Annotated in this window: 11 protein-coding genes; 7 read left to right on the forward strand and 4 right to left on the reverse strand. The window is 69.4% G+C overall.

Annotated elements, in window-relative coordinates; translation table 11 throughout:
* The first annotated feature begins 61 nt into the window (after positions 1-61).
* From ACZ52C_RS17830 to ACZ52C_RS17855, 6 genes are all read left to right on the forward strand, one after another.
* Entirely contained in the window at positions 62-4,456 is a 4,395-nt protein-coding gene (locus ACZ52C_RS17830; RefSeq protein WP_469075597.1) for a LamG-like jellyroll fold domain-containing protein, read from the forward strand.
* 129 nt (positions 4,457-4,585) lie between these two features.
* On the forward strand, positions 4,586-11,425 hold the full coding sequence (locus tag ACZ52C_RS17835) for a polymorphic toxin-type HINT domain-containing protein (protein ID WP_469075598.1): 6,840 nt from the start codon (positions 4,586-4,588) through the stop codon (positions 11,423-11,425).
* Positions 11,422-11,793 carry a hypothetical protein gene (locus tag ACZ52C_RS17840; RefSeq protein ID WP_469075599.1) on the forward strand — a complete coding sequence of 124 codons (372 nt, stop codon included), beginning with the start codon at positions 11,422-11,424 and terminating at the stop codon, positions 11,791-11,793. The genes ACZ52C_RS17835 and ACZ52C_RS17840 overlap by 4 nt, the downstream gene beginning before the upstream one ends.
* A 161-nt stretch (positions 11,794-11,954) precedes the next feature.
* Positions 11,955-12,662 carry a hypothetical protein gene (locus ACZ52C_RS17845; RefSeq protein WP_469075600.1) on the forward strand — a complete coding sequence of 236 codons (708 nt, stop codon included), beginning with the start codon at positions 11,955-11,957 and terminating at the stop codon, positions 12,660-12,662.
* Positions 12,663-12,750: 88 nt separating this feature from the next.
* Complete coding sequence (locus ACZ52C_RS17850; protein WP_469075601.1) at positions 12,751-19,629, forward strand: polymorphic toxin-type HINT domain-containing protein; 6,879 nt, start codon at positions 12,751-12,753, stop codon at positions 19,627-19,629.
* 2 nt (positions 19,630-19,631) lie between these two features.
* The gene (locus ACZ52C_RS17855; RefSeq protein ID WP_469075602.1) at positions 19,632-19,910 is read left to right on the forward strand and encodes a DUF6959 family protein; all 279 of its coding nucleotides are present in this window, start codon (positions 19,632-19,634) and stop codon (positions 19,908-19,910) included.
* 78 nt (positions 19,911-19,988) lie between these two features.
* Here the strand turns inward: ACZ52C_RS17855 and ACZ52C_RS17860 are convergent, their stop codons facing one another.
* The 3 genes from ACZ52C_RS17860 to ACZ52C_RS17870 are packed head-to-tail and all read right to left on the reverse strand — an operon-like array spanning position 19,989 to position 22,287.
* Positions 19,989-21,314, reverse strand: a complete 1,326-nt coding sequence (locus tag ACZ52C_RS17860; RefSeq protein ID WP_469075603.1) for an acyltransferase family protein — start codon at positions 21,312-21,314, stop codon at positions 19,989-19,991.
* Between the two features lie 44 nt (positions 21,315-21,358).
* Positions 21,359-21,994, reverse strand: coding sequence for a hypothetical protein (locus tag ACZ52C_RS17865; protein ID WP_469075604.1), 636 nt, complete (start codon positions 21,992-21,994; stop codon positions 21,359-21,361).
* An 11-nt stretch (positions 21,995-22,005) separates the two neighbouring features.
* Positions 22,006-22,287, reverse strand: coding sequence for a hypothetical protein (locus ACZ52C_RS17870; protein ID WP_469075605.1), 282 nt, complete (start codon positions 22,285-22,287; stop codon positions 22,006-22,008).
* 7 nt (positions 22,288-22,294) lie between these two features.
* Here ACZ52C_RS17870 and ACZ52C_RS17875 point away from each other — a divergent pair, with 7 nt between their 5' ends.
* A complete protein-coding gene (locus ACZ52C_RS17875; protein WP_469075606.1) occupies positions 22,295-22,501 on the forward strand; it encodes a hypothetical protein in 207 nt (68 codons plus the stop codon).
* A 157-nt stretch (positions 22,502-22,658) separates the two neighbouring features.
* Here ACZ52C_RS17875 and ACZ52C_RS17880 read toward each other — a convergent pair whose 3' ends face one another.
* The gene (locus ACZ52C_RS17880; RefSeq protein ID WP_469075607.1) at positions 22,659-24,998 is read right to left on the reverse strand and encodes an outer membrane protein assembly factor BamB family protein; all 2,340 of its coding nucleotides are present in this window, start codon (positions 24,996-24,998) and stop codon (positions 22,659-22,661) included.
* Positions 24,999-25,227: the final 229 nt, after the last annotated feature.

Genomic DNA, 25,227 nt, shown 5'->3' on the forward strand with positions numbered 1-25,227 from the left:
CGACCTCTTGATCGCACATATCCAGTCATAGCTCAACGCCGTTCGGCGGGGGATAAAACATATGAATACACACGGGGGAAGACGTCGGCTCCGCAGAGCCGGCGTGGTGCTTTCCGCAGCCCTGATGCTGGCGGCGAGCACATCGGAGGGCGCGATGGCGGTGGCCGGCGGGAGTGCCGGCACCTCTGCCGTCGACGCCGCCAAGACCGCAGCGTCCGCCGACACGGCCGGAGCGGCCGACGGGTCCGCTGAAGCCGAAGCGGGCGAGGACGCCAAGGCACTGGCCAAGGCCGCGCGCACGGGCAAGCCCGTGGAGATCACCTCGATGCGCGGCGAGAGCAGTGAGGTGTTCGCCACTCCGAAGGGTCATCTGGAGGCCCGGGAGCACCTGCGACCGGTGCGGACGCGGGTGAACGGCGAGTGGCAGGACATCGACACCACGCTGGCGCGCGGCGCGAACGGCACAGTGGCGCCCAAGGCCACCACCGTCGGGCTGACGTTCTCGGGCGGGGGCACCGACCCGCTGGTGCGCATGATCAAGAACGGCCGGGAACTCGCGTTGTCCTGGCCCGAGAAGCTGCCCGCTCCGGAACTGAGCGGGAACACCGTCACCTACCCGGACGTCCTGCCGGACGTGGACCTGCGCATGACGGCGCAGCAGGACGGCTTCACTCAGTTGCTGGTCGTCAAGTCGGCTGAGGCCGCGGCGAGTACGGAGCTGAACGAGCTGCGTCTGGAACTGGACGCGGGCGGCATGCGGGTCGAGGAGACCGACGGCGGCGGCCTGGCGGCGATCGACAAGGGCGCAGGAAGCGCGGTCTTCGAAGCCCCTCGCCCGGTGATGTGGGACTCCAGCGACCAGGCACCCGGCACCACGGAGGAGTCCTCGACGCGGCCCTCCGCCGGGAGCGCCTCGAAGACGTCGGCGCTGTCCGCACCGCGCTCGGCCACCTCGGCCACCACGACGACCGCCGTCACCGCCTCCGCCACCGCCGCCGAGGCCGGCGCCGACGGCCCGGAAACCAGCGCCGCGGAGTCGGCGAACGTGGCACCGGTGGGTGTGGACGTCCCCGCCGCGCAGGACGAGTTGGTGCTGACGCCCGACCGCGACGTGCTCCGGGGCAAGGACACGGTGTACCCCGTGTTCATCGACCCCCAGTGGTACTCCCCGAAGGCGTCGGCGTGGACGATGGCCTCCGAGTACTGGGCGTCGTCGCCGCAGTGGAAGTTCAACGGCGAGTCGGACGCGGGCCTCGGGTACTGCAACTGGGCCTACTGCGCGCCGCACGACACCAAGCGGCTCTTCTACCGCATCCCGACGTCGAAGTTCGCGGGCCGGAGCGTGCTGCAAGCGGAGTTCGTGGTCCGCAACACCTGGTCGGCGTCCTGCTCCGACCGGAGCGTGGAACTGTGGCGCACCAAGGACATCTCCTCGTCGACGACCTGGAACTCGCAGAACGCCTCCGGCTTCTGGATCGACCACCTCAGGACCGCGTCCTTCGCCTACGGATACACCGGCTGTGCCGCGAAGGACGCCGAGTTCGACGTGAAGTCCGCGATCCAGTTGGCGGCGGACAAGAAGTGGTCGACGATGACCTTCGGCATGCGGGCGGCGAGCGAGTCCGACGCCTACGGCTGGAAGAGGTTCTCCGACGACGCCTATCTGCGCGTGCAGTACAACCGGCCGCCGCCGCAGGTCAAGATGTCGCAGCTGGTCATGGAGTACGGCGGGACGTGCAAGAAGCCCGAGAACGCCGCGCGTGTGCGCTCCCTGGGCAAGATCTACGCGAACGACATCACGGACCCCGACGGTGACACCGTCAAGGTGGAGTTCGCGGCCAGCTGGGACACCGGTGACGGCAAGGGCTCGGTGACCCGCTGGAAGTCGGGGCTGACGGGGGCGAAGAAGTCCGGCTCGGACTTCTCGATCACCCTGCCGTCCACCCTCCCCAAGAACAAGACGATCAACTGGTACGTCCGTTCCAACGACGGGGCCCAGTCCTCGCCCTGGTCGTACACGGGCGACCCGACCTCCTGCTACTTCGTGTACGACACGAGCGTGCCGAAGGCCCCGAGCATCTCCTCCGCCATCTACCCGGCCTCCGACCCGGAGGACCCCGAGGACCCCTGGTACGACGGAGTGGGCCAGTACGGCAACTTCGTGATCACCGGCGCCGTCTCCGACGTGACGAAGTACTGGTACGGCATCAACGGTGACCCGGTGTCCGCCAACACGGTCACCACCTCGGGCGGCGCGGCCAAGACGGTGCCGGTGCTGCCGCTCAAGCCGGGCCTCAACACCTTCACCGCCCGCTCCTTCGACGCCGCCGGCAACGGCTCCGAGATCCGCACCTACCAGTTCCGTGTCAAGGCCGGGCAGCTCGAACGCGCCAACTGGTCGATGGACGAGGCGGCCGGCGCCACCCAGGCGGCGGGCGGCGCACCCGAGCAGACCGCGTTCCTGTACGGCGGCCCGACCCGGGACGTGGAGGGCAAGATCGGCAAGGCCGTGCAGTTCGACGGCGTCGACGACTACGCCGCCACCGAGGTCGCCACCATCAACACCGATGTGAGCTTCTCGGTGTCGGCGTGGGTGAAGCTGTCGGCGATGCCGGCCGGCGGGGCGGTCGTCGCCTCCCAGCGGGGCAACAACGCGCCGGGCTTCGAGCTGTACTACTCCAAGGGGTACGACCGCTGGGTGTTCAACCAGTACAGCGCGGACACCACCAGCGCCACTCCCGTCCGGGCCATGCAGGCCGCCGCGGGCGGGGCCAAGGCCGGGGAGTGGACCCATCTGGTCGGTGTGTACGCCGCCGGTGAGCAGCAGCTGAAGCTGTTCGTCAACGGCACCCTGGCCGGCACCACGGCCTACAGCACGGCGTGGAACGCGCGGCGCGGCATGATCATCGGCGGCAGCCATCTGAACGGCGCCGTGACCTCGTTCTTCCCCGGGTCCATCGACGAGGTGAAGACCTTCGAGAAGCCGCTGTCGGCGGCCGAGGTGTCCACCCTCTACAGCGCGAACTCGATCGGCGCCGGCCGTCCGGCCCGCGCGGTCTTCCACATGGACGACGCCGCCGACGCCACCGCGCTGAGCGGCCGTGCCGACGTGAACCCGGCGGTCCTCAAGGGCGGGGCCACCACGGGTACGGCAGGGGTGGACGGCAACGCCCTGACCCTGGACGGCACCGACGACTACGCCGTCACCAGCGGCCCGCACATCAACACCTCGTACAGCTACGCCGTCTCGGCCTGGGTGAAGCTGCCGAAGACCAAGCCGAACCACGCCGCCACGGTCGCCTCGCAGATCGGCTCCACGGTGACGGGTCCGGAGCTGTACTACTCCAGTGCCTACGACCGCTGGGTGTTCAACCAGCACGGCGCCGACGCCGCCGACTCCACGGTGGTGCGGGCCATGCAGCCCGAGGGCACCGCGGCGTACGGCGGTGAGTGGACGCACCTGGTCGGCGTGCAGGACACGGTGGCCGACAAGCTCTCGCTGTACGTCAACGGGACCCTGGCCGGCACCACCGCCACGACCACCACCTGGTATGCCGGGGGTGCGGTGCAGATCGGTGCCAGCGCGTTCGAGCGGACGCCGACCTCGTTCTTCCCCGGCCAGATCGACGACGTACGGCTCTTCGACCGTCCGGTGTCCGCCGGCGAGGTGCAGCAGCTGTTCAAGCAGCGCGCGGTGGTCAAGGGCCGCTGGAAGTTCGAGACGGCCACCGGAACGCCCCTGACCTCGCCGGACGCCTCGGCCGCGGCCAACGCCATGACCCTCTACAACGGCGCCCAGACGGGCTCGGGCTGGGTCGACGGTGCCGTCACCCTCGACGGCACCAACGACTACGCCGCGGCCTCCGTGGTCCCGGTCGACACCGGTGCCAGCTTCACGGTCAGCGCCTACGTCCAGACGGCCGCCACTCCGACGAGCCCGGTCACGGTCATCAGCGCTCCGGGAACGAAGAAGAGTGCCTTCGCGGTGCGCTACGAACCCAGCGCCACCCCGGCGACCGATCCGGGCCGCTGGCGGATCGCCACGGCCGACTCCGACAGCGACACCGCCGCGGTCTCCGACGTCGGCAACGGCATGTTCTACAGCCCGACCGACTGGAACCATCTGGCGCTGGTCTACGACGGGTTCTCCAAGGAGGTCCGCCTCTACGTCAACGGCGAACTCCAGGAGACCGCCTGCGCCGACGCCGACGAGGACGGGGTGCAGGACGACGCGAGCTGCGCCGACGTCGTCTCGTGGGCCGACGACGTGCTGACCTACAAGGCGTCGAAGACGCTGCAACTCGGCCGGGACACCACGGGCACCACGTCCGGCCAGTACTTCCCCGGTTCGCTCTCGGACGTGTGGGTCTTCCAGGGCGCGTTGACCGAGACCCAGATCGACCACCTCGCGGTCGGCATGCCGGGCGTGGAGACCGCCGTCCCCAGCGGCGACTGACCGGCTCGGTCATCGGGAACGGGGCCCGCCGCCGTACGCGGCGGGCCCCGTTCCCCGCCTGACTTCTTCGCTCCGCCGCACATGGCTCCCCCCTGCCCGCGGAGCACCCAACGGGAGGAAAAGACTCGGATGACGACCAGACCACGCAGGAGAACAGGCCGGCCGTGGCGGTGGGTCGCCATGGCCTCGGCCGCGGTGCTGACCGGCACACTGATACAGGCATCGGGCGTGCCCGCCGCCGCCCAGCCGGCCTGGCGCAAGCCCGCGCTGCCCAAGGCCGAGTCACCGGTCGCCGGCGGCCCGGCGGGCAAGGCCGTGCCCCGCACGGTCACGAAGGGCTCCCGCACCCCCGCCAAGGCCCCGGCCACCACCTGGCCCAAGGCGACCGCCGCGACGGTCACCCTGGACAAGGACACCACCCGGGTCAAGGGACTCCCCCTCACCCTGGACACCAAGGTCAAGAAGACCGCCGACGCCGCCACCGGCACCTACACCGTCGGCGCCCTGTCCAAGAAGGCCGCCCGCAAGACCGGCGTCGACGGCCCCGTCTTCACCCTGACACCCCGCAAGGGCGACACCCAGCGCGCCGGCAAGATCCGCGCCGGACTCGACTACTCCTCCTTCGCCGGCCTCTACGGCGGCGGATACGCCGACCGCCTCGGCCTCGTCCAGCTGCCCGCCTGCGCACTCACCACGCCGCAGAAGAAGCAGTGCCGCACGACCCGGCCCGTGGCCACCGTCAACGACACCGAGAAGCAGACGCTGACCGCGTCCGGCCTGGCCCTCGCCTCCGGCGGTCCCACCGTCTTCGCCGCCGTCGCGGACACGGAGAGCGTCGGCAGCGACTACAAGGCCACCACGCTGTCCCCCTCCTCGACGTGGAGCACCAACCTCAACACCGGTGACTTCAACTGGTCGTACGAGATGGCGGTGCCCGAGGTCCCCGGCGGTCTGAAGCCGAACGTCGGTCTGACGTACTCCTCCTCGGCCGTCGACGGGCGGACGGGCAACACCAACAACCAGTCCTCCTGGGTCGGTGACGGCTTCGACCTGTCGCCCGGGTTCGTCGAGCGCCGCTACAAGCCCTGCGACGACGACGGCGTGGAGAACGCGGACGGCGGCAAGCCGGGCGACCTGTGCTGGGCCTACGACAACGCCTTCCTCACCTTCAACGGCAAGGCCGGTGAGCTGGTCCCCGACGGAACCGACTCCTGGAAGCTGAAGAAGGACGACGGCACGAAGGTCGCCCGGATCCGCGGCTCCAGCGACAACGTGCGCGGCAACGGTGCCCGCGACGACGAGTACTGGCGGGTCACCGCCCCGGACGGCACCCGCTACTACTTCGGGTACAACCGCCTGCCCGGCTGGACGGACGGCAAGGAGACCACCGACTCCGCGTGGACCGTGCCCGTCTTCGGCGACGACTCCGGTGAGCCCTGCCACGCCGCCACGTTCGCCGACTCCTGGTGCCAGCAGGGCTGGCGCTGGAACCTCGACTACGTCGTCGACGCGCGCGGCAACGCCATCGCCTACTACTACGACAAGGAGACCAACTCCTACGGCCGGAACCTGAAGGCCGCCGACGACACCCGCTACGTCCGTGGCGGCACGGTCGACCGCATCGAGTACGGGCTGAAGTCCACCTCCATGTACAGCGCGCAGGCGCTGGCCAAGGCCGACTTCACCAACAGCGAGCGCTGCATCGCGGACGCGCAGACCGACTGCGACTCCATCGCGAACGACGCCGCCTACTGGTACGACACCCCCTGGGACCTGAACTGCGAGGCGGGCACCGACTGCGACGCGGGCCGGTACTCCCCGGTGTACTTCACCCGCAAGCGGCTCACCGAGGTCGCCACCCAGGTGTACGACGGCAGCGGCTACAAGAATGTCGACTCCTGGAAGCTCACCCACCGCTGGGGCATGGCCGACACCGACTACCAGCTGCTGCTCGACTCCATCCAGCGCACGGGCCACACCGCCACCCCGGCGATCACGCTGCCGAAGACCACGTTCGCGTACACCCAGCTCGCCAACCGGCTCGACAGGACCGGCGACGGCTACGCCCCCTTCATCAAGTCCCGGCTGTCCACGATCGCCGACGAGTCCGGCGGCCAGACCGACGTCAACTACTCGGCGCCCGTCTGCGACTCGGCCGCGCTGCCCACCCCGCAGACCAACACGACCCGCTGTTTCCCGCAGTACATCGGGGGCAGTTCCACCGCCGATCCCGAGCTGCAGTGGTTCAACAAGTACGTCGTCTCCTCCGTCACCGCGACCGACCGCACCGGCGGCTCCCCCGACCAGGTCATCACCTACGACTACAAGGACGGCGCGGCCTGGCACTTCGACGATGACGACGGGCTGACGAAGGAGAAGCACAAGACCTGGTCCCAGTGGCGCGGTTACGGACACGTCCGTGTCCAGACCGGCGGCCAGGGCGGCGCCTCGGCCATGAGGACGCAGCAGGACTCGTACTTCCTGCGCGGCATGGACGGCGACCGCAAGGAACCCTCCGGCGGCACCAAGTCCGTCAGCGTCGCCCTGGGCGACGGCGAGGGCGACCCGATCGCCGACCACGAGTCGGCGACCGGCTTCGCCTACAAGGCCGTGGCCTACTCCGGACCGGGCGGCAAGGCGCTGACCAAGACGGTCAACCGCCCCTGGCACCACGAGACGGCGAAGAAGACCCGCGACTGGGGCACGGTGACGGCCAATCTCACCGGCACCGCCTCCACCAAGACGTGGACCTCGCTGGACGACGGCGCCGGCGCGGCCTGGCGGATCACCTCGCTCGCCAACTCGCACGACACCGTGGCCGGACGGGTCACCCAGGTCGACGACTTCGGCGACAACACCACGTCCACCGACAACAAGTGCACCCGCACCACCTACGCCACCAACACCACCGACAACATCCTCAACTTCCCCTCCCGCGTGGAGACCGTCGCCAAGGCGTGCGACACGACCCCCAGCCGTCCCGCCGACGTGATCTCCGACGTGCGCTCCGCCTATGACGGCGGCGGCTACGGGACGGCCCCCACCAAGGGCGATCTGACCGCGAACGCGGTCCTGAAGAAGTACGACGGCACCACCGCCGTCTACCTGGAGTCCGGGGCCACCTTCGACTCCTACGCCCGCCCGCTGACCAGCACCGACCTGACGGCGGACGTGAAGGTCACCGCCGCCGGGGTCCTGACCCGGACGGTACGCGGCGACAGCCGTACGACCACCACCGCCTACACGCCCACCACGGGGTTCGCCACCAGCACGAAGGTGACCTCGCCGCCGGCCACGGCGGGTGACGCGGCCACGGCGCACTCCTCGACGACCACGTACGACATCCTCCGCGGCCAGCCGCAGACCCAGACCGACACCAACACCAAGGTCACCAACCTCACCTACGACGCGCTGGGCCGCTCCTCCAAGGTGTGGCTGGCCGACCGGACCACCAGCCAGACCCCGAACTTCGAGTTCACGTACACCATCGCCGAGGGCAAGCCGGCCGCGGTCGGTACCAAGACGCTCGGCAACAACGGAACCCAGCGCACCTCGTACGTCCTGTACGACGGCTTCCTCCGCGAGCGCCAGACCCAGGAACCCGGCCCGGACGGCGGAAGCCTGCTGGCCGACACCTTCTACGACGAACGCGGCCTGGTCTCCAAGGAGTTCGCGAGCTACTACACGGAAGTCGCCCCGTCCACGACGCTGTTCAAGCCCGAGAACGCGCTGAGCGTCGAGACCCAGAACCGCTACACCTACGACGGCCTGGGCCGGCAGACCGAGATGAGGCAGCTCGCCGGGAACGGCGACGGCGGAGCGGTCCTCGGTGTCACGAAGACCCTCTACGGCGGTGACCGCACCACGGTCGTCCCGCCCGTCGGAGGCGTCGCCACCACCAAGCTCACCGACGCCCGCGGCCAGCTGACCGAGCTGCGCCAGCACCACAGCCGCAGCGCGACCGCCGCGTACGACACCACCAAGTACGGCTACACGGCGGGCGGCAAGCTGGAGAAGGTCACCGACCCGGCGGGCAACTCCTGGGAGTACCAGTACGACCTGCTGGGCCGGCAGACCAAGGCCGTCGACCCGGACAAGGGCACCACCGTCAGCGCGTACGACGACCGGGGCCGGCTCACCACGGCCGACGACGCCCGTCCCGACGCGGAGACCCCGGCGCTCTGGTACGGCTACGACAACCTCGGCCGCCGCACCGAGATCCGGGAGGGTTCCTCCAGCGGCGCCCTGCGCGCCAAGTGGGTGTACGACACGATCAGCGGCGCCAAGGGCCAGCTCGCCTCCAGCTCCCGCTTCAGCGGCGGCCAGGAGTACAAGTCGAGCGTGGTCGCCTACGACCGGCTGTACCGCCCGCTGCGCACCTCCGTCACCATCCCGTCCTCCGAGGGCGCCCTCCAGGGCACCTACCTGTCGACGACCACGTACAACGACTCGGGCACGGTCCAGGGCGTCGGCTACCCGAAGGCCGGGGCCCTCCCGGCGGCGACGGTGGCCTACACCTACGAGGACGAGACCCTGCGTCCGACGGGCTTCTCCGGCAGCCAGGGACTGAAGTCCACCACGAGCTACAGCCTCACGGGCAAGCCGCTGCAGTACGAACTGTCCAACAACGGCGGCAAGAAGACCTGGGCGACCAACACCTACGAGTGGGGCACCCAGCGCCTGGCCACCTCCCGCGTGGACCGGGAGAACATCACGGGCGTCGACCAGCACAACACCTTCCGCTACGACGAGGCGGGCAACGTGCTGTCCGTGTCGGACGTCTCCCGCTCCGGCACCGACAACCAGTGCTTCACCTACGACCACCTGCGCCGTCTGACCGAGGCGTGGACGCAGCCCACCACCACCTGCGCCACCGCGCCCAGCGCCGGTGTCCTCGGCGGCCCGGCCCCGTACTGGCACTCCTACAGCTACGACAAGGTGGGCAACCGGCAGAACGAGACGATCCACGACACCACCGGCAACACCGCCAAGGACACCAAGCGGGCGTACGACTACCCGGACCCGGGCGCCGCTCGCCCGCACACCCTGTCCTCGGTCGTCACGACCGACGCGACGGGCTCGACGGAGGACAGCTACGGCTACGACGAGACCGGCAACACCGAGACCCGCACGCTGAACGGTGACACCCAGACCCTCGCCTGGGACGCGGAGGGCCACCTCGCCAAGGTGACCGAACCGGTCGAGGGCGGCGGCAGCAAGGTCACGGAGTACCTCTACGACACCGGCGGCAACCGTCTGATCGGTCGCACCCCGACCGAGACGACGCTCTACCTCGGCAGCACCGAGATCACCCTGGCCAAGGGCTCGACCACCGCCAAGGCCACCCGCTACTTCGACCTCGGCGGCGGCCACCAGGGCGTCCAGAAGGACGACGGCAGCGTCTCGATCACCCTCGCCGACCACCACGGCACGTCCCAGCTGGCCGTCGACTCGGCGACCCAGCAGCTCACCCAGCGCCGCACCCTGCCGTTCGGCGGGCCCCGCGGCACCCAGCCGACCAACTGGCCGGGCACCAAGGGCTTCGTGGGCGGCACCGACGACACCAAGGTCACCGGGCTCACCCACATCGGGGCCCGCGAGTACGACCCGTCGACCGGCCGTTTCATCAGCGTCGACCCGGTGATGGACCTGACCGACGCGCAGCAGATGCACGGCTACACCTACAGCAACAACAACCCCCTCACGTTCTCCGACCCGACCGGCCTGTGGTGCGACAGCTGCAACGACGGCAAGGGGTGGCCGACGGTGGACGGGTACGAGGGGGCGTCCGAGACCACCACGAAGACCTCGACGAAGAGCAGCAATGACGACAGCGTGTGGATCTCCCAGCACGCGCCGGCCTCGACCGACACGGACCAGCTCGACGCCTGGTTCTCGGAGTACTCACCGAGCGGACGCGCGCCGGACGGTGACTACTGGAACACACCGGTCTACGAGCGCGACGGCAGCGTCGGCCAGGCATGCTTCGGCCGACTGGCTTGCCTCAAGGCGAACAACTACCTGACGAAGCTCGGCCGCAAGCTCACCGACGCCGACTACGCACAGGCCAAGCGCATCGCCGCGACCTACTGCCTCGACAACGCCCCCGAGTGCGTCGACGACGCGGAGGCGTGGGAGCGCGGCAAGGTCATCGAGAGCCTCATGGCCATGGTGATCACCGGCGGCAAGGGCGGAAGGGTCTCGAGGTCTCTCGGCTGCAAGTGCTTCCTGGCCGGCACCGACGTCCTCATGGCCGACGGCGCCACCAAGGACATCGAGGACATCAAGCTCGGCGACGAGGTCCTGGCCACCGATCCCAAGACCGGCGAGTCCGGTCCCCGGAAGGTGACCCGCCTGATCGTCACGGAGGACGACAAGCACTTCAACGAGCTGTCGATCGCCACCGAGGACGGCGTCGAGAAACTCACGGCGACCCACGAACACCCGTTCTGGTCCCCCTCGGAGAAGGACTGGATCGAAGCGGGCGACCTGGCCGCGGGCATGACCCTGCTCACCGACACCGGCGACACGGTCATCGTGACGGCCAACCGCTCCTTCACGAAGCGGGCCCGGACGTACAACCTCACGGTGGCCGGGCTGCATACGTACTATGTGCTGGCCGGTGAGACACCAGTACTCGTCCACAACACGGGCTGCGCCGTTTATGACGCGGACTTCGCAATGGGACAGCTCACCAGAAATGGCACCGCCAAGGCGTCACATCTGGAGGAGTTCGGGCATTCCAACGGCTGGGTCCGCAGCCAGACGGAGAATGGCCCCATCAAATTCCGTGACGCGAACGGGGTTCTTCGACTCACCATCAAGAAGGGCACTGGCAGGGCACCGGGAAGCAGTGACCCGCATGTTGAGATGAGAAATGCCGACGGAGAGCGGATCGACTCATTCGGCAATCCTGTCACGCGAAAGAGTCCTGGAAACCATACGCCCATCGAATGGGACCTGCCATGAAGGACTACAGGGAAGTAAGCCAACTGGCCGTTTACCACCTGGAAGAGAGTTATGTGCTCGACATCCAAGCTCGCCCGGGACTCTTGGCGCTGACGATGGATCTGGCTCTGCATGTCGACCATCCGCAGCACAAGCCCGCTTCCCCCGGCGAGAGGCACTGCTACCGGCAAGGAACTCTGCAGTTCACGCGTGTAGTGGATCTGCATTGGGCAGAGCAAGGCACTCCGCCGGCAAAGGATGCGACCGGCGAGCTGGACTACGGGACCGTCGACTCTCTCGAGATCGAAGGGAACCTGTATGTCATGACAGGCGACTTCGGGCGAATTTCCGTCACCGCTTCGGATCTGTCGATTCGATTCGATGACTGAGGACTCTCACCGATCGGCTTGAACAGCCACAGGGACCGGCAGTCGGCAGGGCAGACATCGCCGACTGCCGGTCCCTGCGTATGGAGGCACCCTCTCCGATTCACTCCCACACTCAAGATCGTTAACTTCGGACCAAGGGAAAGCTTTTGTTCAGACGAGGCATGGGCTGCACGGTGGCCGCGATTCTGGCCGCGTTTCTTGCCAGCGCGTGCGGGGAGAGCACCGGAAAGGGAACGATGAGTTCCGAGAGTGATCGCACCTCGGCGAACAGCACGGCCGGCGGACCCTGGACCGAGGCGGATCTCAATCAGGTCGCGTTGGGCAAGGGCGACGGTGAGAAATTCGGCAGCATGCCGATGAGCACCAGCCCTTCCGCGAGACGAGCAGATCCCGTCGAGTGCAGCGCGATCGCCCAGACCCTCGGGCGGAGCAGCAGTGCCTACGGGGCCAACGCGCGGATCAACCGGACGTACAGCGGCAAGGGAGCGCGCCCCGGGGCCGTCATGGCTCTCGCCTCGCACAAGGCCGAGGATGCGAAACGGGTGGTGCGCGAATTCCGTACGGCGGCCGACGACTGCACCGCCTTCAAGGAAGGCAGGTCGTCCTACGAGGACGTCGAGGCCCAACCCGATCCCGGATACGGGGACGAATCCGTCTCCCTGCGGTTGGTCGCGGTCGTGTCGTATCCGGACGGGGTGAAGATCCGGGTCCCTCACGCTGTCGTGGTTGTGCGGGAAGGCACGACGGTCGCGATGTTCCACAACTTCCAGAGGCCGAAGGCCTCGGACGGGAAGAAGCAGGCCGGAATTCCGGACCAGCTGGTCAAGGCGCAGGGGGAGAAGATCCGAAAGTTCGACGGCTCGAAGTAGCGGAGTAACAGAACGGAACGTCCGTCTGTCTATCCGTCCGCCGCCATCTGACGCAACACGCAACACCAAACGGGAGAAACAGAAGCGAATGAAGACCAGACCACGCAGAAGAACAGGTCGGCCCTGGCGCCGGGTGGCCATGGCCACGGCCGCCGTGCTGACCGGAACACTGATACAGGCGTCGGGCGTGCCCGCCGTCGCCCAGGCGCCATGGCGCAAGCCCGCACTGCCGAAGGCCGAGTCACCGGTCGCCGGCGGCCCGGCCGGCAAGGCCGTGCCCCGCACGGTCACGAAGGGCCCCCGCACCCCCGCCAAGGCCCCGGCCACCACCTGGCCCAAGGCGACCTCCGCGACGGTCACCCTCGACAAGAACACCACCCGGGTCAAGGGATCGCCTCTCGCGCTGGACACCCGTGTCAAGAAGTCCAAGGACGCCGCCACCGGCACCTACACCGTGCGCACCCTGTCCAGGAAGGCCGCCCGCAGGACCGGCGTCGACGGGCCCGTCTTCACCCTGACACCCCGCCAGAACACCGAGCAGCGCGCGGGCAAGGCACGCGCCGCGCTCGACTACTCCTCCTTCGCCGGTCTCTACGGCGGCGGCTACGCCTCCCGCCTCACCTTCGTCCAACTCCCCGCCTGCGCGCTCACCACACCGCAGAAGGCGAAGTGCCGCACCACGCGTCCGGTGGCGACCGTCAATGACACCGACAAGCAGACCCTGACAACGAAGTCGGTCGCCCTCAGCGCCGGCTCGGCCACCGTCCTGGCGGCCACCGCGTCGGCGAGCAGCGACAAGGGTGACTACAAGGCGACCTCCCTGTCGGCCTCGTCGACCTGGAACACGGACCTGAGCAGCGGCTCGTTCGCCTGGTCGTACGACATGGCGGTGCCCAAGGTGCCCGGCGGGCTGACGCCGCAGGTCGGGCTGTCGTACTCCTCCGGCGGTGTCGACGGCCGGACGGGCAACAGCAACAACCAGGCATCCTGGGTCGGTGACGGCTTCGATCTGGCGCCCGGTTTCATCGAGCGCAGCTACAAGAGCTGCGAGAAGGACGGGGCGACCAACGCCGACGGCAAGGAGCCGGGCGACCTGTGCTGGGCGTACGACAACGCCACCCTGTCGCTGAACGGCTCCGGCGGTGAGCTGGTGCCCAACGGCACCAACTCCTGGAAGCTGCAGAACGACGACGGCACGAAGATCGACCGGATCTACGGCTCGTCGTCCGACGTGCGGTCCAACGGCGCCCGCAACGACGAGTACTGGCGGGTCACCACCCCCGACGGCACGAAGTACTACTTCGGCTACAACCGGCTCCCGGGCTGGGCGAGCGGCAACGAGACCACCGACTCGACGTGGACGGTGCCGGTCTTCGGCAACAACGCCGACGAACCCTGCAACGCCTCCACGTTCGCGGCGTCCTGGTGCCAGCAGGGCTGGCGCTGGAACCTGGACTACGTCGTGGACCGGCGCGGCAACGCGGTCGCGTACTACTACGACAAGGAGACCAACTCCTACGGCCGCAACGTGACCGCCGCCGACGACACCCCGTACGTCCGCGGCGGCACCCTGGACCGCGTCGAGTACGGGCTGAAGTCCACCGCCATGTACAGCGCGAAGGCGCTGGCCAAGGTCGACCTCACCAGCAGCGAGCGGTGCATCGCCGACAGCTCCACCACCTGCTCGTCCATCTCCTCGGACGCCCAGTACTGGTACGACACCCCCTGGGACCTGAACTGCGAGGCGGGCACCGACTGCGACGAGGGCCGGTTCTCCCCGGCTTTCTTCACCCGCAAGCGGCTCACCGAGGTCGCCACCCAGGTGTACGACGGCAGCGGGTACGACAACGTCGACTCCTGGAAGCTGACCCACCGCTGGGGCATGGCCGACACCGACTACCAGCTGCTGCTCGACTCCGTCCAGCGCACCGGCCATGACGGCACGGCCTCGATCACGCTGCCGAAGACCACCTTCGCCTACACCCAGCTCGCCAACCGGCTCGACAAGACCGGCGACGGCTACGCCCCGTACATCAAGTCCCGGCTGTCCACGATCGCCGACGACTCGGGCGGCCAGATCGACGTCAACTACTCGGCGCCAGTCTGCGACTTCGACGCCCTGCCCACCCCGCAGACGAACACCACCCGCTGCTTCCCGCAGTACATCGGCGGCAGTTCGAGCGACGACCCCGAGCTGCAGTGGTTCAACAAGTACGTCGTCGCCTCCGTCACCGCGACCGACCGCACGGGCGGCTCGCCCGACCAGGTCACCCTGTACGACTACCTGGACGGCGCGGCCTGGCACTACGACGATGACGACGGCATGTCCAAGGCCAAGCTGCGGACCTGGTCACAGTGGCGCGGTTACGGCCACGTCCGAGTGCGCACGGGCGGCCAGGGCGGCGCCTCGGCGATGAAGACGCAGCAGGACTCGTACTTCCTGCGTGGCATGGACGGCGACCGCAAGGAGCCCTCCGGCGGCACCAAGTCCGTCAGCGTCACCCTGGGCGACGGCGAGGGCGACCCGATCACCGACCACGAGTCGCAGGCCGGCTTCGCCTACAAGACCGTCACCTACTCCGGCCCCGGCGGCAAGGTCCTCGAGAAGTCGGTGAGCCGGCCCTGGTACAAGGAGACCGCGAAGAAGGTCCGTGACTGGGGCACGGTCACCGCCAACTTCACCGGTACCGCCTCCTCCAAGTCGTGGACCTCGCTGGACGACGGCGCGGGCGTCAAGTGGCGGACCACCTCAGGTTCCGAGACCCACGACCCGGCCACCGGCCTGGTCGTGCAGAGCGAGGACCTGGGCGACACGACGACCGCCGCCGACAACCAGTGCACCCGCACCACCTATGTCACCGGCAGCGTCCCCCTGGCCAGCCCGGCACGGGTCGAGACGGTCGCCAAGGCGTGCGACGCCACCACCAACCGGCCGGACGACGTCATCTCCGACGTCCGCACCGCCTACGACGGCGGGGCGTACGGCGCCGCGGCGACCAAGGGCGACGCCACCAGGACCGCGAAGCTCAAGACGTACAACGGCACCACCGCGGTCTACCTGGAGTCCAGCTCCACCTTCGACGGCTACGGCCGGGCACTGACCACCACCGACCTGACCGCAGACGTCACGGTCACCGCAGCCGGCGCGCTCACCCGTACCGCCCGCAGCGGCGGCCGGACCACCACCACCGCGTACACGCCCACCACGGGCTTCGCGACGAGCAGCACGGTGACCACCCCGCCCGCCACGGCGGGCGACAGCACCACCGCCCAGGTCTCGACCACCACCTACGAGGCGCTGCGCGGGCTGCCCCTCACGGAGACCGACACCAACAGCAAGGTCACCAGCTACGCGTACGACGCGCTGGGCCGCGCCACCAAGGTGTGGCTGCCGGACCGGACGACGGGCCAGACCCCCAGCTACGAGTTCACCTACACCGTCACCGAGGGCAAGCCGGTCGCGGTGGGCACGAAGACCATCGGCAACTCGGGCGCGCAGGACACCACGTACGCCCTGTACGACGGTTTCCTGCGCCCCCGCCAGACGCAGGAGCCCGGCCCGGACGGCGGGACGCTCCTCGCGGACACCTTCTACGACGAACGCGGGCTGACCGCGAAGGAGTTCGCTTCCTACTACATCACCGACGCGCCCTCGACCACGCTCTTCAAGCCGGCTGACGCGCTGAGCGTGGAGACCCAGTCCCGGTACACCTTTGACGGCCTCGGCCGGGTGACCGAGATGAAGCAGATCGCCGGCAACGGCGACGGCGGAGAGGTCCTCGGCGTCACGAAGACCCTCTACGGCGGCGACCGCACCACGGTCATCCCGCCCGTCGGCGGCACCGCGCAGACCACCGTCACCGACGCCCGCGGCCGCATCACCGAGAAGCGCCTGCTGCACTCGCGTTCGGCCGACGCGGCCTACGACACCACCTCCTACGACTACTCGCCGCGCGATGAGCTGACCAAGGTCACCGACCCGGCGGGCAACGCCTGGACGTGGAAGTACGACCTGATGGGCCGGCTCACCGACACCACGGATCCCGACAAGGGCGCCGGTCACCTCGAGTACGACGACCGGTCCCTGATGACCAGCTCCAAGAGCCCGAAGGGCGTCCTGGCCTACGTCTACGACGGTCTGGGCCGCAAGACCGAGATGCGGGACGACTCGTCCTCCGGGACGCTGCGCGCCAAGTGGGTCTACGACACGATCAGCGGCGCCAAGGGCCAGCTCGCCTCCAGCTCCCGCTTCAGCGGCGGCCAGGAGTACAAGTCGAGCGTGGTCGCCTACGACCGGCTGTACCGGCCGCTGCGCACCTCGGTGACGGTCCCGGCGGCCGAGAAGGAACTGGCGGGCACGTACCTGTCGACGACCAGCTACAACGCGTCGGGCACGGTGCAGGGTGTCGGTTACCCCAAGGCCGGTGATCTGGCCGCCAACACCGTCACCCACACCTACGAGGACGGCACGCTGAGGCCCGTCGGGGTCAGCGGACCGCTGAACCTGACCGCGAGCACCAGCTACAGCCTCACCGGCAAGCCGTTGCAGTACTCCCTGGCCGCGAACGGCGGCAAGGCCACGTACGAGACGAACACCTACCAGTGGGGCACCCAGCGGCTGGCCACCTCACGGGTGGACCGCCAGGACGTCGCGGGTGTCGACCAGTTCAACGCGTACACGTACGACGAGTCGGGCAACGTCCTGTCCGTCTCCGACACCTCCCGCTCCGGCACCGACAACCAGTGCTTCAGCTACGACCATCTCGGGCGGATGAAGGAGGCCTGGGCCCAGTCGACCACCGGCTGTGTCGCCACTCCCACCACGGGCGCGGTGGGCGGTCCGGCCCCGTACTGGACGTCCTACACCTACGACAAGGTCGGCAACCGGCTCACCGAGACCCAGCACGCCACCGCGTCCGGTGGCACCGACACCAAGCGGGACTACCACTACCCGGACCCGGGAGCCGTGCGCCCGCACGCGCTGACCTCGGTGGACAACACCACCGGGACCGTGAAGTCCACCGACAGCTTCGGCTACGACGACGCGGGCAACACGCGCACCCGACTGCTGGGCGACGGCACCTCCCAGACGCTGGACTGGGACGCCGAAGGCCATCTGGGCAAGGTCACCGAGCCCGTGGAGGGCGGCAGCGACAAGGTCACCGAGTATCTGTACGACTCGGAGGGCAACCGGCTGATCGGCCGGACCCCGACCGAGACGACGCTGTATCTCGGTTCCACGGAGATCACCCTGGCGAAGGGGTCCACAGCTCCCAAGGGCACCCGCTACATCGACGTGGGCGGCGGCCACATGGCCGTACAGTCCAACGACGGGAAGATCTCCTTCACCCTGGCCGACCACCACGGCACGGCCCAGTTGTCCGTGGACGCCACCAGCCAGGCCCTGACCCAGCGCCGCACCCTGCCGTTCGGCGGCCCGCGCGGCACGGAGCCGAACAACTGGCCCGGCACCAAGGGCTTCGTGGGCGGCACCATCGACAAGGCCACCGGCCTCACGCACCTCGGCGCCCGCGAGTACGACCCCGCCCTGGGCCGCTTCCTGTCGGTCGACCCGGTCTTCACCGACAGCGACCCGCAGCAGATGCACGGCTACACCTACGCCAACAACAACCCGCTGACCTACTCCGACCCGGCGGGCACGGAGATCGGGTCCAAGCCCAACTCCTGCCAGTACTCCTTGGCGAACTGCAGCAAGCACACGCAGAAGGAAGTCGGCTACGACGCGAAGTCCGGCACGACCGACTACCGCCGAGGCAACATCTACAAGCGGTCCCAGGCCGCGAAGAAGTACTGGGTGGCGTCCAACACCCCGGTCACCAACGACATCGACAAACTGGCGGACTGGTACTGGTCCCCGAGGATGAACGGGGAGTTCACGGACGACTTCTGGTACAACCCGGTCTACGAGTCGTCGCAGAAGGGTGCGGAGGGTTCCGCCTGTTACGGCCGCGAGGGCTGCCGTCAGGCCTACCTGTACGTGCTGCACGGCGGCAAGGACGTCGAGAAGGCCAAGGAACTCGCGGCCACCTACTGCGTCTACAACGCCGAGGAGTGCAACGAGAAGGCCGCGGCCGTCGCACGGGGCAACGTCATCAAGGAGGTCGTCGCCACCGCGCTGCTGGCCTACGTGGGCGGAGTCCGCGGCGCCGTGAAGCCCTGCAACAGCTTCGTCCCGGGCACCCACGTGCTCATGGCCGACGGCACGACCAAGGCCATCGAGGACGTGCGGACCGGGGACGAGGTCCTCGCCACGGATCCCAGGACCGGCCGCACCATCGCCAGGACGGTCACCGCCGAGATCACCGGCGAGGGCCGGAAGGACCTGGTCAGAATCACTCTGTCCATCGAGACCGGTGGCGGGAAGAGCACCGCTTCGGTCACCGCGACGGCCGGCCACCCCTTCTGGGTCCCGGAACTCGGCGCCTGGGTCGACGCCACGAACCTGACGGTCGGAGAGCGACTCGACGCGTCCACCGGAAGTGTCGTCCGCATCACCGGCGTCCGTCAGTGGAGCCAGTCGGCCACCGTGCACAACCTCACCGTGGCCGACCTGCACACGTACTACGTGCTGGCGGGAGAGACTCCGGTCCTCGTGCACAACTCGACACCGGCCTGTGGGCCGTCCGTCGGGGCAGGCGCGAACCTGGCGAATCTCTCCGGATCGGTGAGGGCTCGCGTCCAGAACGCCGCGAACCGGATCGGGAAGCCGATCTCGGTTGTCGGTAGCCGGACACTGGGGCCGAGGACGTCGTCGAACCCGGACGGAGTGCACAGCGAGTCCGACTGGGACTACGTGATCACGGGCATCAACAGCCGTACCAAGCACTCCGTGTCAAGCTCGCTGCCGAAGGCCGACGTCACGCTGGGTGTCGGGCGACGGCAGGACATCTTCACCGGGCCGCTCGACACCACCAGGCCCCATATCACCTTCTATCCACAGGGTTAGGGATGAACGAACAGGAAAACTCAGCCACCGTCCTGGCAGTCTCGGGAAACTACGCGGTGGTCGGTCTGCCAAATCGCCGCTACCCGGCACTGGCCGTACAGGGAGACTCCTTGAAGGTGCTTCAGGAGGCCGTCGAGGAGTTGGCCGGACAGCTGGGTTCGGGAGACCTGGAAGAGGCCGGTTTCTCCCTGAGGGAGATCCGGTCAACGGTCGCGTCGATGCTGTCGACCTATGAATCCGCTTCGCGCGAGGCCGGATTCGATCTCCCCTACGTGCGCTGAGACCTGATCCGCCTGCACCGGATGCCTCGCTGGATCTCTTCCGGCGAGGCATCCGCTTTCTTCTCCCGGGTATCGCAGTCATCCACCAGGAGTGGCGGACGTGGGAAGGCCGGACGGCATCGGCGCCTCGGCGCCCACCCGGTCCGGGGCGTCGCGGCGTGTCAACCGCCGCCCCCACCTCTGGGCCGGCACCTCGACGCAGTAGTACGTCAGCACGCACACCGGCAGCAGCACGGCGTAGAAGGCGACTTCGAGGACGAGGTCGTCGTGGCGGCGGCGGCCGATCGTGCCGTCGCTCACCGCCAGCAGCAGCGGATGCACCAGGTAGACCGAGTAGCTGATCGTGCCCAGGAACGTGAGCAGCCGCGGGATCCGTCGGCGGCGCACCGCCAGCCCGATGCCGAAGGTGGCCACGGCCAGCAGGAAGGACACGATCCAGGCGCGCCGCGTGAAGTGGCCCCCGTCGCCGTCGACGTACGCGCTCCCGACCGCGCAGGCGACCACCAGGGCCGCCGCGCACCCCGCCCACGCCCAGCCGCTCTGACCGGTGTCGGCCCGGTACACCGCCGTACCGAGGAACATCACGGCGAGGATCACCAGCCCCTCCCACACCGGGACGGTTCCGTTGAGGGCGACCAGGGCCAGGGCGAGCCCTCCGCCCAGCAGGCCCCCTGACACCCTCAGCACGGTCGACCCGGTGCTCGCGCAGCAGATGGCGACGACCATCACGACCGCCGCGAGGGCGATCAGCCGGCCGGTGCCGAACTCCCCGGAGAGCGCCGACGCCGGCAGCGTGAACCCGGCCGCCACGCTCAGCGCGGCGAACCCCGCCAGGGTGACGGCCACCACGCCGGACCGCCGGTGCAGACGCACCGTGAAGAGGGCGACGACCAGCAGGTAGAAGGCCATCTCGTACGAGAGGGTCCACAGGACGAGGAGGAGATTGGGCGTGCCCAACAGCTCCTGGAACAGGGTGAGATGGGCCACCGCCACCGAGGCGAGGCTCTGCCCGCCGAAGTCCCGGATTTCCGCGACACCCAGGTGGTCGGCCGCGATCAGACCGGCGACGACGGCCGCGCACAGCGGGTAGATCCGGAACAGACGGCCCGTCCAGAACGTCCTCACATTTCCCCGGCGTTCCAGCGACGCGGGGATGATGTAGCCGCTGACCAGGAAGAACACCATGATGCCGTAGCGGCTGGTGTTGAACTCCGGCATCAGCTCCCGTCGGAACTCCGCCATGAAGGAGTACGACGAGTGGTCGAACACCACGACGAGCGCCGCGATGCCGCGCAACGCGTCCAGCCAGCCGAGCCGCGACGAACCGGACGCCGCCGCCCGGGACGACCGGGGCGGCCGCGACGACCGCGACGAACCGGCCGATGCGGAGAGTGAGGACTTCATACCCCTTCTCACGTGCGGCCTTTCCCCGGTGTTCAGTACGGCTCTCAGCTGCTGGTCCAGAGCGCCAGGGGCTCGACCTCGCAATCCTCCACGTCGGCGAAGTCGGCCGCGTCGTCGACGTGCACCTTGACCTCGGCCACCCCGTTCGCGGGCACGGTGATCTTCTCGTCGTCCGCGACCACCGGCCGGCCCGCCTTGTCGACGAAGGCCACCACGGTGATGAAGCTCGACTCGTGGTCGTTGGGGTTCTTGACCTCGACGGTCGCGTACGGCTTCGCGGCCGTCGCGCAGCTCACAAGCTCGGCACTGCCGTCCTTCGGAGCTTCCCGGGGGCTCTCGGTGCTGTCGTCGCCGCCGGTGCCGCCGGTGCCGCCGCTGTCGTACGAGTCGTCATAACCGTCGTCGTAGTCGTAGTCGTCGTAGTCGTCGTCGCTGTTGCCGAGACCGGACGTGCCGCCCGAAGAGGAGGACGAGGACGAGGACGACGAGGACGACGAACTGTCGTGGTCCTGGGAGGAGGAACTGCAGCCGCCCCCACCGCTTCCACCGTCGCCGCTGCCGCCACGGGAACTGCCGCTGCCGCCGGAACCGCGCCCCGTCGAGAAGCCGGTCAGCGCGAGCACCACGATCACCGCCGTCGACGCGAACCTCAGCCCGCGCATCCTTGTCCGCCCGTGCACGAGAGGCACCCTCACCCGGAGACGCGCGAGAGGTCGCCGAGCTTGCAGGTGCCGCCGCCGACCGTGTGGCCGCCGGCGTCCAGCGTGCTCTGGGGCACCTTGACGTCGACGGTGTCCGAGGACCCGGCGGGCACGGACGCGATGGTGTTGTCCTCCACGGTGTCGATCAGTTTGCCGTCGGAGTCCGTGAACTCCACGTCGAACTCGTAGCTGTAGGTGGAGCTGGAACTGCTGTTGGTGGCACGCACCCGGGCGACCAGACCGCTGTCGTACGCACAGGTCTCGATCTTCAAGTCCCGTGTGGCACCCCGGGACGCGGACGAACCGCCCGTCCCCGTGGTGGTGCTCCCACCGGTCGTGGTCGAACTGCCGCTGTCGCTGCCCCCGCTGGAGCCCGAGGAACTGCTGGACGAGGACGAGCCGCCGGAGCAGCCTCCGCCGCCGGAGCCGCGGGCCCCGGTGAGAGCGAGGACGACGATGCCGCATACCGCGACGGCTCGGACATGACGAGATTTCACGTTGCTCAACCCCCGTTGAGTAGCGTCGATTCGGTGCCACACGCACACAAAAGGAACAACCGCGGCGGTGACAGGTGCACGACACCATACCGTTTTCGGCCGCGGCCGTGCCCCCGTCCGCGAGGGGCCGTCCGCCACCGCGCGGCCTATGTGGTGCGCGCCGTCCCCGTCCCCTTCTCCGCGTCCAGGGCGTACACACAGCGGTCCTTGCTGCACGCGTACACGACACCGTCCTTGACGACCGGCGAGCCGGTGATCTCGCCGCCGGTCGCGAGCTTCCAGCGGAGGCGGCCGTCGTCGGCCTTCAGCGTGTACAGGAGGTGGTCGGTCGAACCGAAGTGGATGCGGCCCTCCGCCACCGACGGCGCGCCCACGATCTCGCCGCCCGCCTGGAAGCGCCACTTCGGCGTGCCCGTGACCGCGTCGAGGGTGTAGAGCCCCTTGCCGCTGCCGACGTGGACGTGCCCGGCGGCCACCAGGACCGGCTCCAGCGAGGAGCGGGACTCCGTCGCGATGCGCCAACGGTCACGGCCGTCGGTCGCGTCGAGGGCGTAGACCGTGCCGAGGTAGTCGGCGAGGTAGACCCCGCCGCCCGTGACGGCGGGGCCCGGCGCGAACGTGGGGGCGGACAGGAAGACCGCCGGGGCCTCGAAGTGCCAGCGGACATGGCCGCCGGCGATGTCGACGGCGAGGACACGGCTCCCGGCGGCGATGTAGACGTAGCCGTCGGAGGCCGGGGTCAGCCGCACCGGGACGCCGCCGCAGGAGGCCGCGTCGCCGATGGGGTACGACCAGCGCTCCTCACCCGTACGGGCCTCCAGCGCGCGCAGCCGGGCGTCCTTCCAGATGTACACCGTGCCGTCCTGGACGACCGGCCCGGCCTCCGGGGACTCGAAGTCGGTCTGCGCGCCCGTGAGCTCCCACAGCTTCTGCCCGTTGGAGGCCTCCCAGCCCTGGACGCCGCCGCCCCGGGTGGCGGTGACCACCGTGCCCCGGTCGGCCTTCAGCGAGTACACCCACGCCTCGGTGGACAGCCGCCACAGGTCGGCGCCCTCGCGGGCGTCGAGCGCGAAGAGGGTCGGGCCGTCGGAGGCGTGGATACGTCCGTCCGCGACCGCCATCGACCACGCGACGTCGCGCGTCTTGAAGCGGCGCCGACCCGTGGCCACGTCCAGGGCGTGCACCTCGAAGGAGGTGACGTAGACGAGGTCGCCGGCCACCGACGGGGTGCCCCAGACGTCGTTCGACATGCGGAAACGCCAGGGGCGCCAGCCGGAGGCGGCCGGTTCCGGGGTCGGCGGGGCCACGGCGGGCGCGGGGTCGGCGCCGTTCACGCCGGCGCGCGGCCGGGACCAGGACGCGGCGAGACCGGCCTCGGGAGGGGGCGCCTTCACGGCGGCGGCACGGGCGTCGGCGACGCGCGGACCGGGCCCGATGGGGACCTGACCGCCGGCCAGCCGCACCGGCCCGGTGTCGGGGGCGCCGGACGGGACGGGCGCGGGGTCGTACGAGGGCGGCGGCGGGGGTACGGGCGCGGGGCGGGCGCCACCTCCGCTGCGGCCGCCGGTGTTCTGCGCCTTGGGCGCCGGGCGTCCGCCCCGGCGCGTCTCGATCAGGCTGACCGCCTTCTCGGGCAGCCACGCCGACGCCGTACCGCTGTCGTCCGAGCCGGAGCCGAAGAGGTGGGGCGCGAGCTGCGCCTGGAGGTCGGCGGGGCCCGGTCGCGCGGTCGGGTCCATCTGCATACAGGACTCGATGAGGGGGCGCAGCTCGTCCGGCAGACCGGAGAGGTCGGGGCCCTCGCGCAGCAGCATGAACACGGTCTCGACGGGGTTGGCGCCGTGGAAGGGCGCGTGCCCGGTGGCGGCGAACACCAGCATCGAGCCGAGCGAGAAGACATCGCTCGCGCCGGTCACGCTCCGCGAGTCCTTCGCCTGTTCGGGCGACATGTACGCCGGGGTGCCGACGGCGACGTTCGTCATCGTCAAACGCGTGTTCGATACGCCGGAGGCGATACCGAAGTCGATCACACGCGGCCCGTCCTCGACGACGAGCACGTTGGAGGGCTTCAGGTCGCGGTGGACGAGTCCGGCGCCGTGGATGGACTGGAGGGCTTCGGCGACACCCGCGGCGAGCCAGCGGACGGCCTGGACCGGCATGGGCCCGCAGTCGTTCACTATCTCCTCGAGCGAGGGCGCGGGGACGTACGCGGTCGCCAGCCACGGCACGGCGGCCCGCGGGTCGGCGTCGACCACGGCCGCCGTGTAGAAACCGGACACCGCGCGGGCCGCCTCGACCTCACGCGTGAAACGGACCCGGAAGAGCTGGTCCTCCGCGAGCTCGGTCCGCACGGTCTTGATCGCCACGCGCCGACCCGACGCGGAGCGCGCCAGATAGACCAGCCCCATGCCGCCGGCCCCCAGCCGTCCCAGCACCTCGAACGGCCCGATCCGCCGCGGATCGTGCTGCGTCAGCTGATCCACCACTTGCCCTGCCACCTCCCCGTACGGACCGCGTCACCCACGTTGTGCGCGCGACCCCGTGCAGCGTCTCACCACCGCACCGCCATGGCGGCACGCACCCCGATTCTTCCTGCTACCGGGGGCAGGTGCGAACCCGGGGGCGGATCGGGGTGTCTCAGGACAAAACCACGTCGTCCGCCCCTCGGGAAGTGGGAGCCCGGATGGTGGGACAGCGCGGCGAGCCGCGTACCAC

The sequence above is a fragment of the Streptomyces sp. NPDC034049 genome, assembly GCF_055575575.1.

What these genes read in the sequence shown, in the direction of transcription:
- ACZ52C_RS17830 (WP_469075597.1), top strand. Translation starts at nt 62, where the DNA reads ATGAATACACACGGGGGAAGACGTCGGCTCCGCAGAGCCGGCGTGGTG.
- ACZ52C_RS17835 (WP_469075598.1), top strand. Translation starts at nt 4,586, where the DNA reads ATGACGACCAGACCACGCAGGAGAACAGGCCGGCCGTGGCGGTGGGTC.
- ACZ52C_RS17840 (WP_469075599.1), top strand. Translation starts at nt 11,422, where the DNA reads ATGAAGGACTACAGGGAAGTAAGCCAACTGGCCGTTTACCACCTGGAA.
- ACZ52C_RS17845 (WP_469075600.1), top strand. Translation starts at nt 11,955, where the DNA reads ATGGGCTGCACGGTGGCCGCGATTCTGGCCGCGTTTCTTGCCAGCGCG.
- ACZ52C_RS17850 (WP_469075601.1), top strand. Translation starts at nt 12,751, where the DNA reads ATGAAGACCAGACCACGCAGAAGAACAGGTCGGCCCTGGCGCCGGGTG.
- ACZ52C_RS17855 (WP_469075602.1), top strand. Translation starts at nt 19,632, where the DNA reads ATGAACGAACAGGAAAACTCAGCCACCGTCCTGGCAGTCTCGGGAAAC.
- ACZ52C_RS17860 (WP_469075603.1), bottom strand. Translation starts at nt 21,314, where the DNA reads ATGAAGTCCTCACTCTCCGCATCGGCCGGTTCGTCGCGGTCGTCGCGG.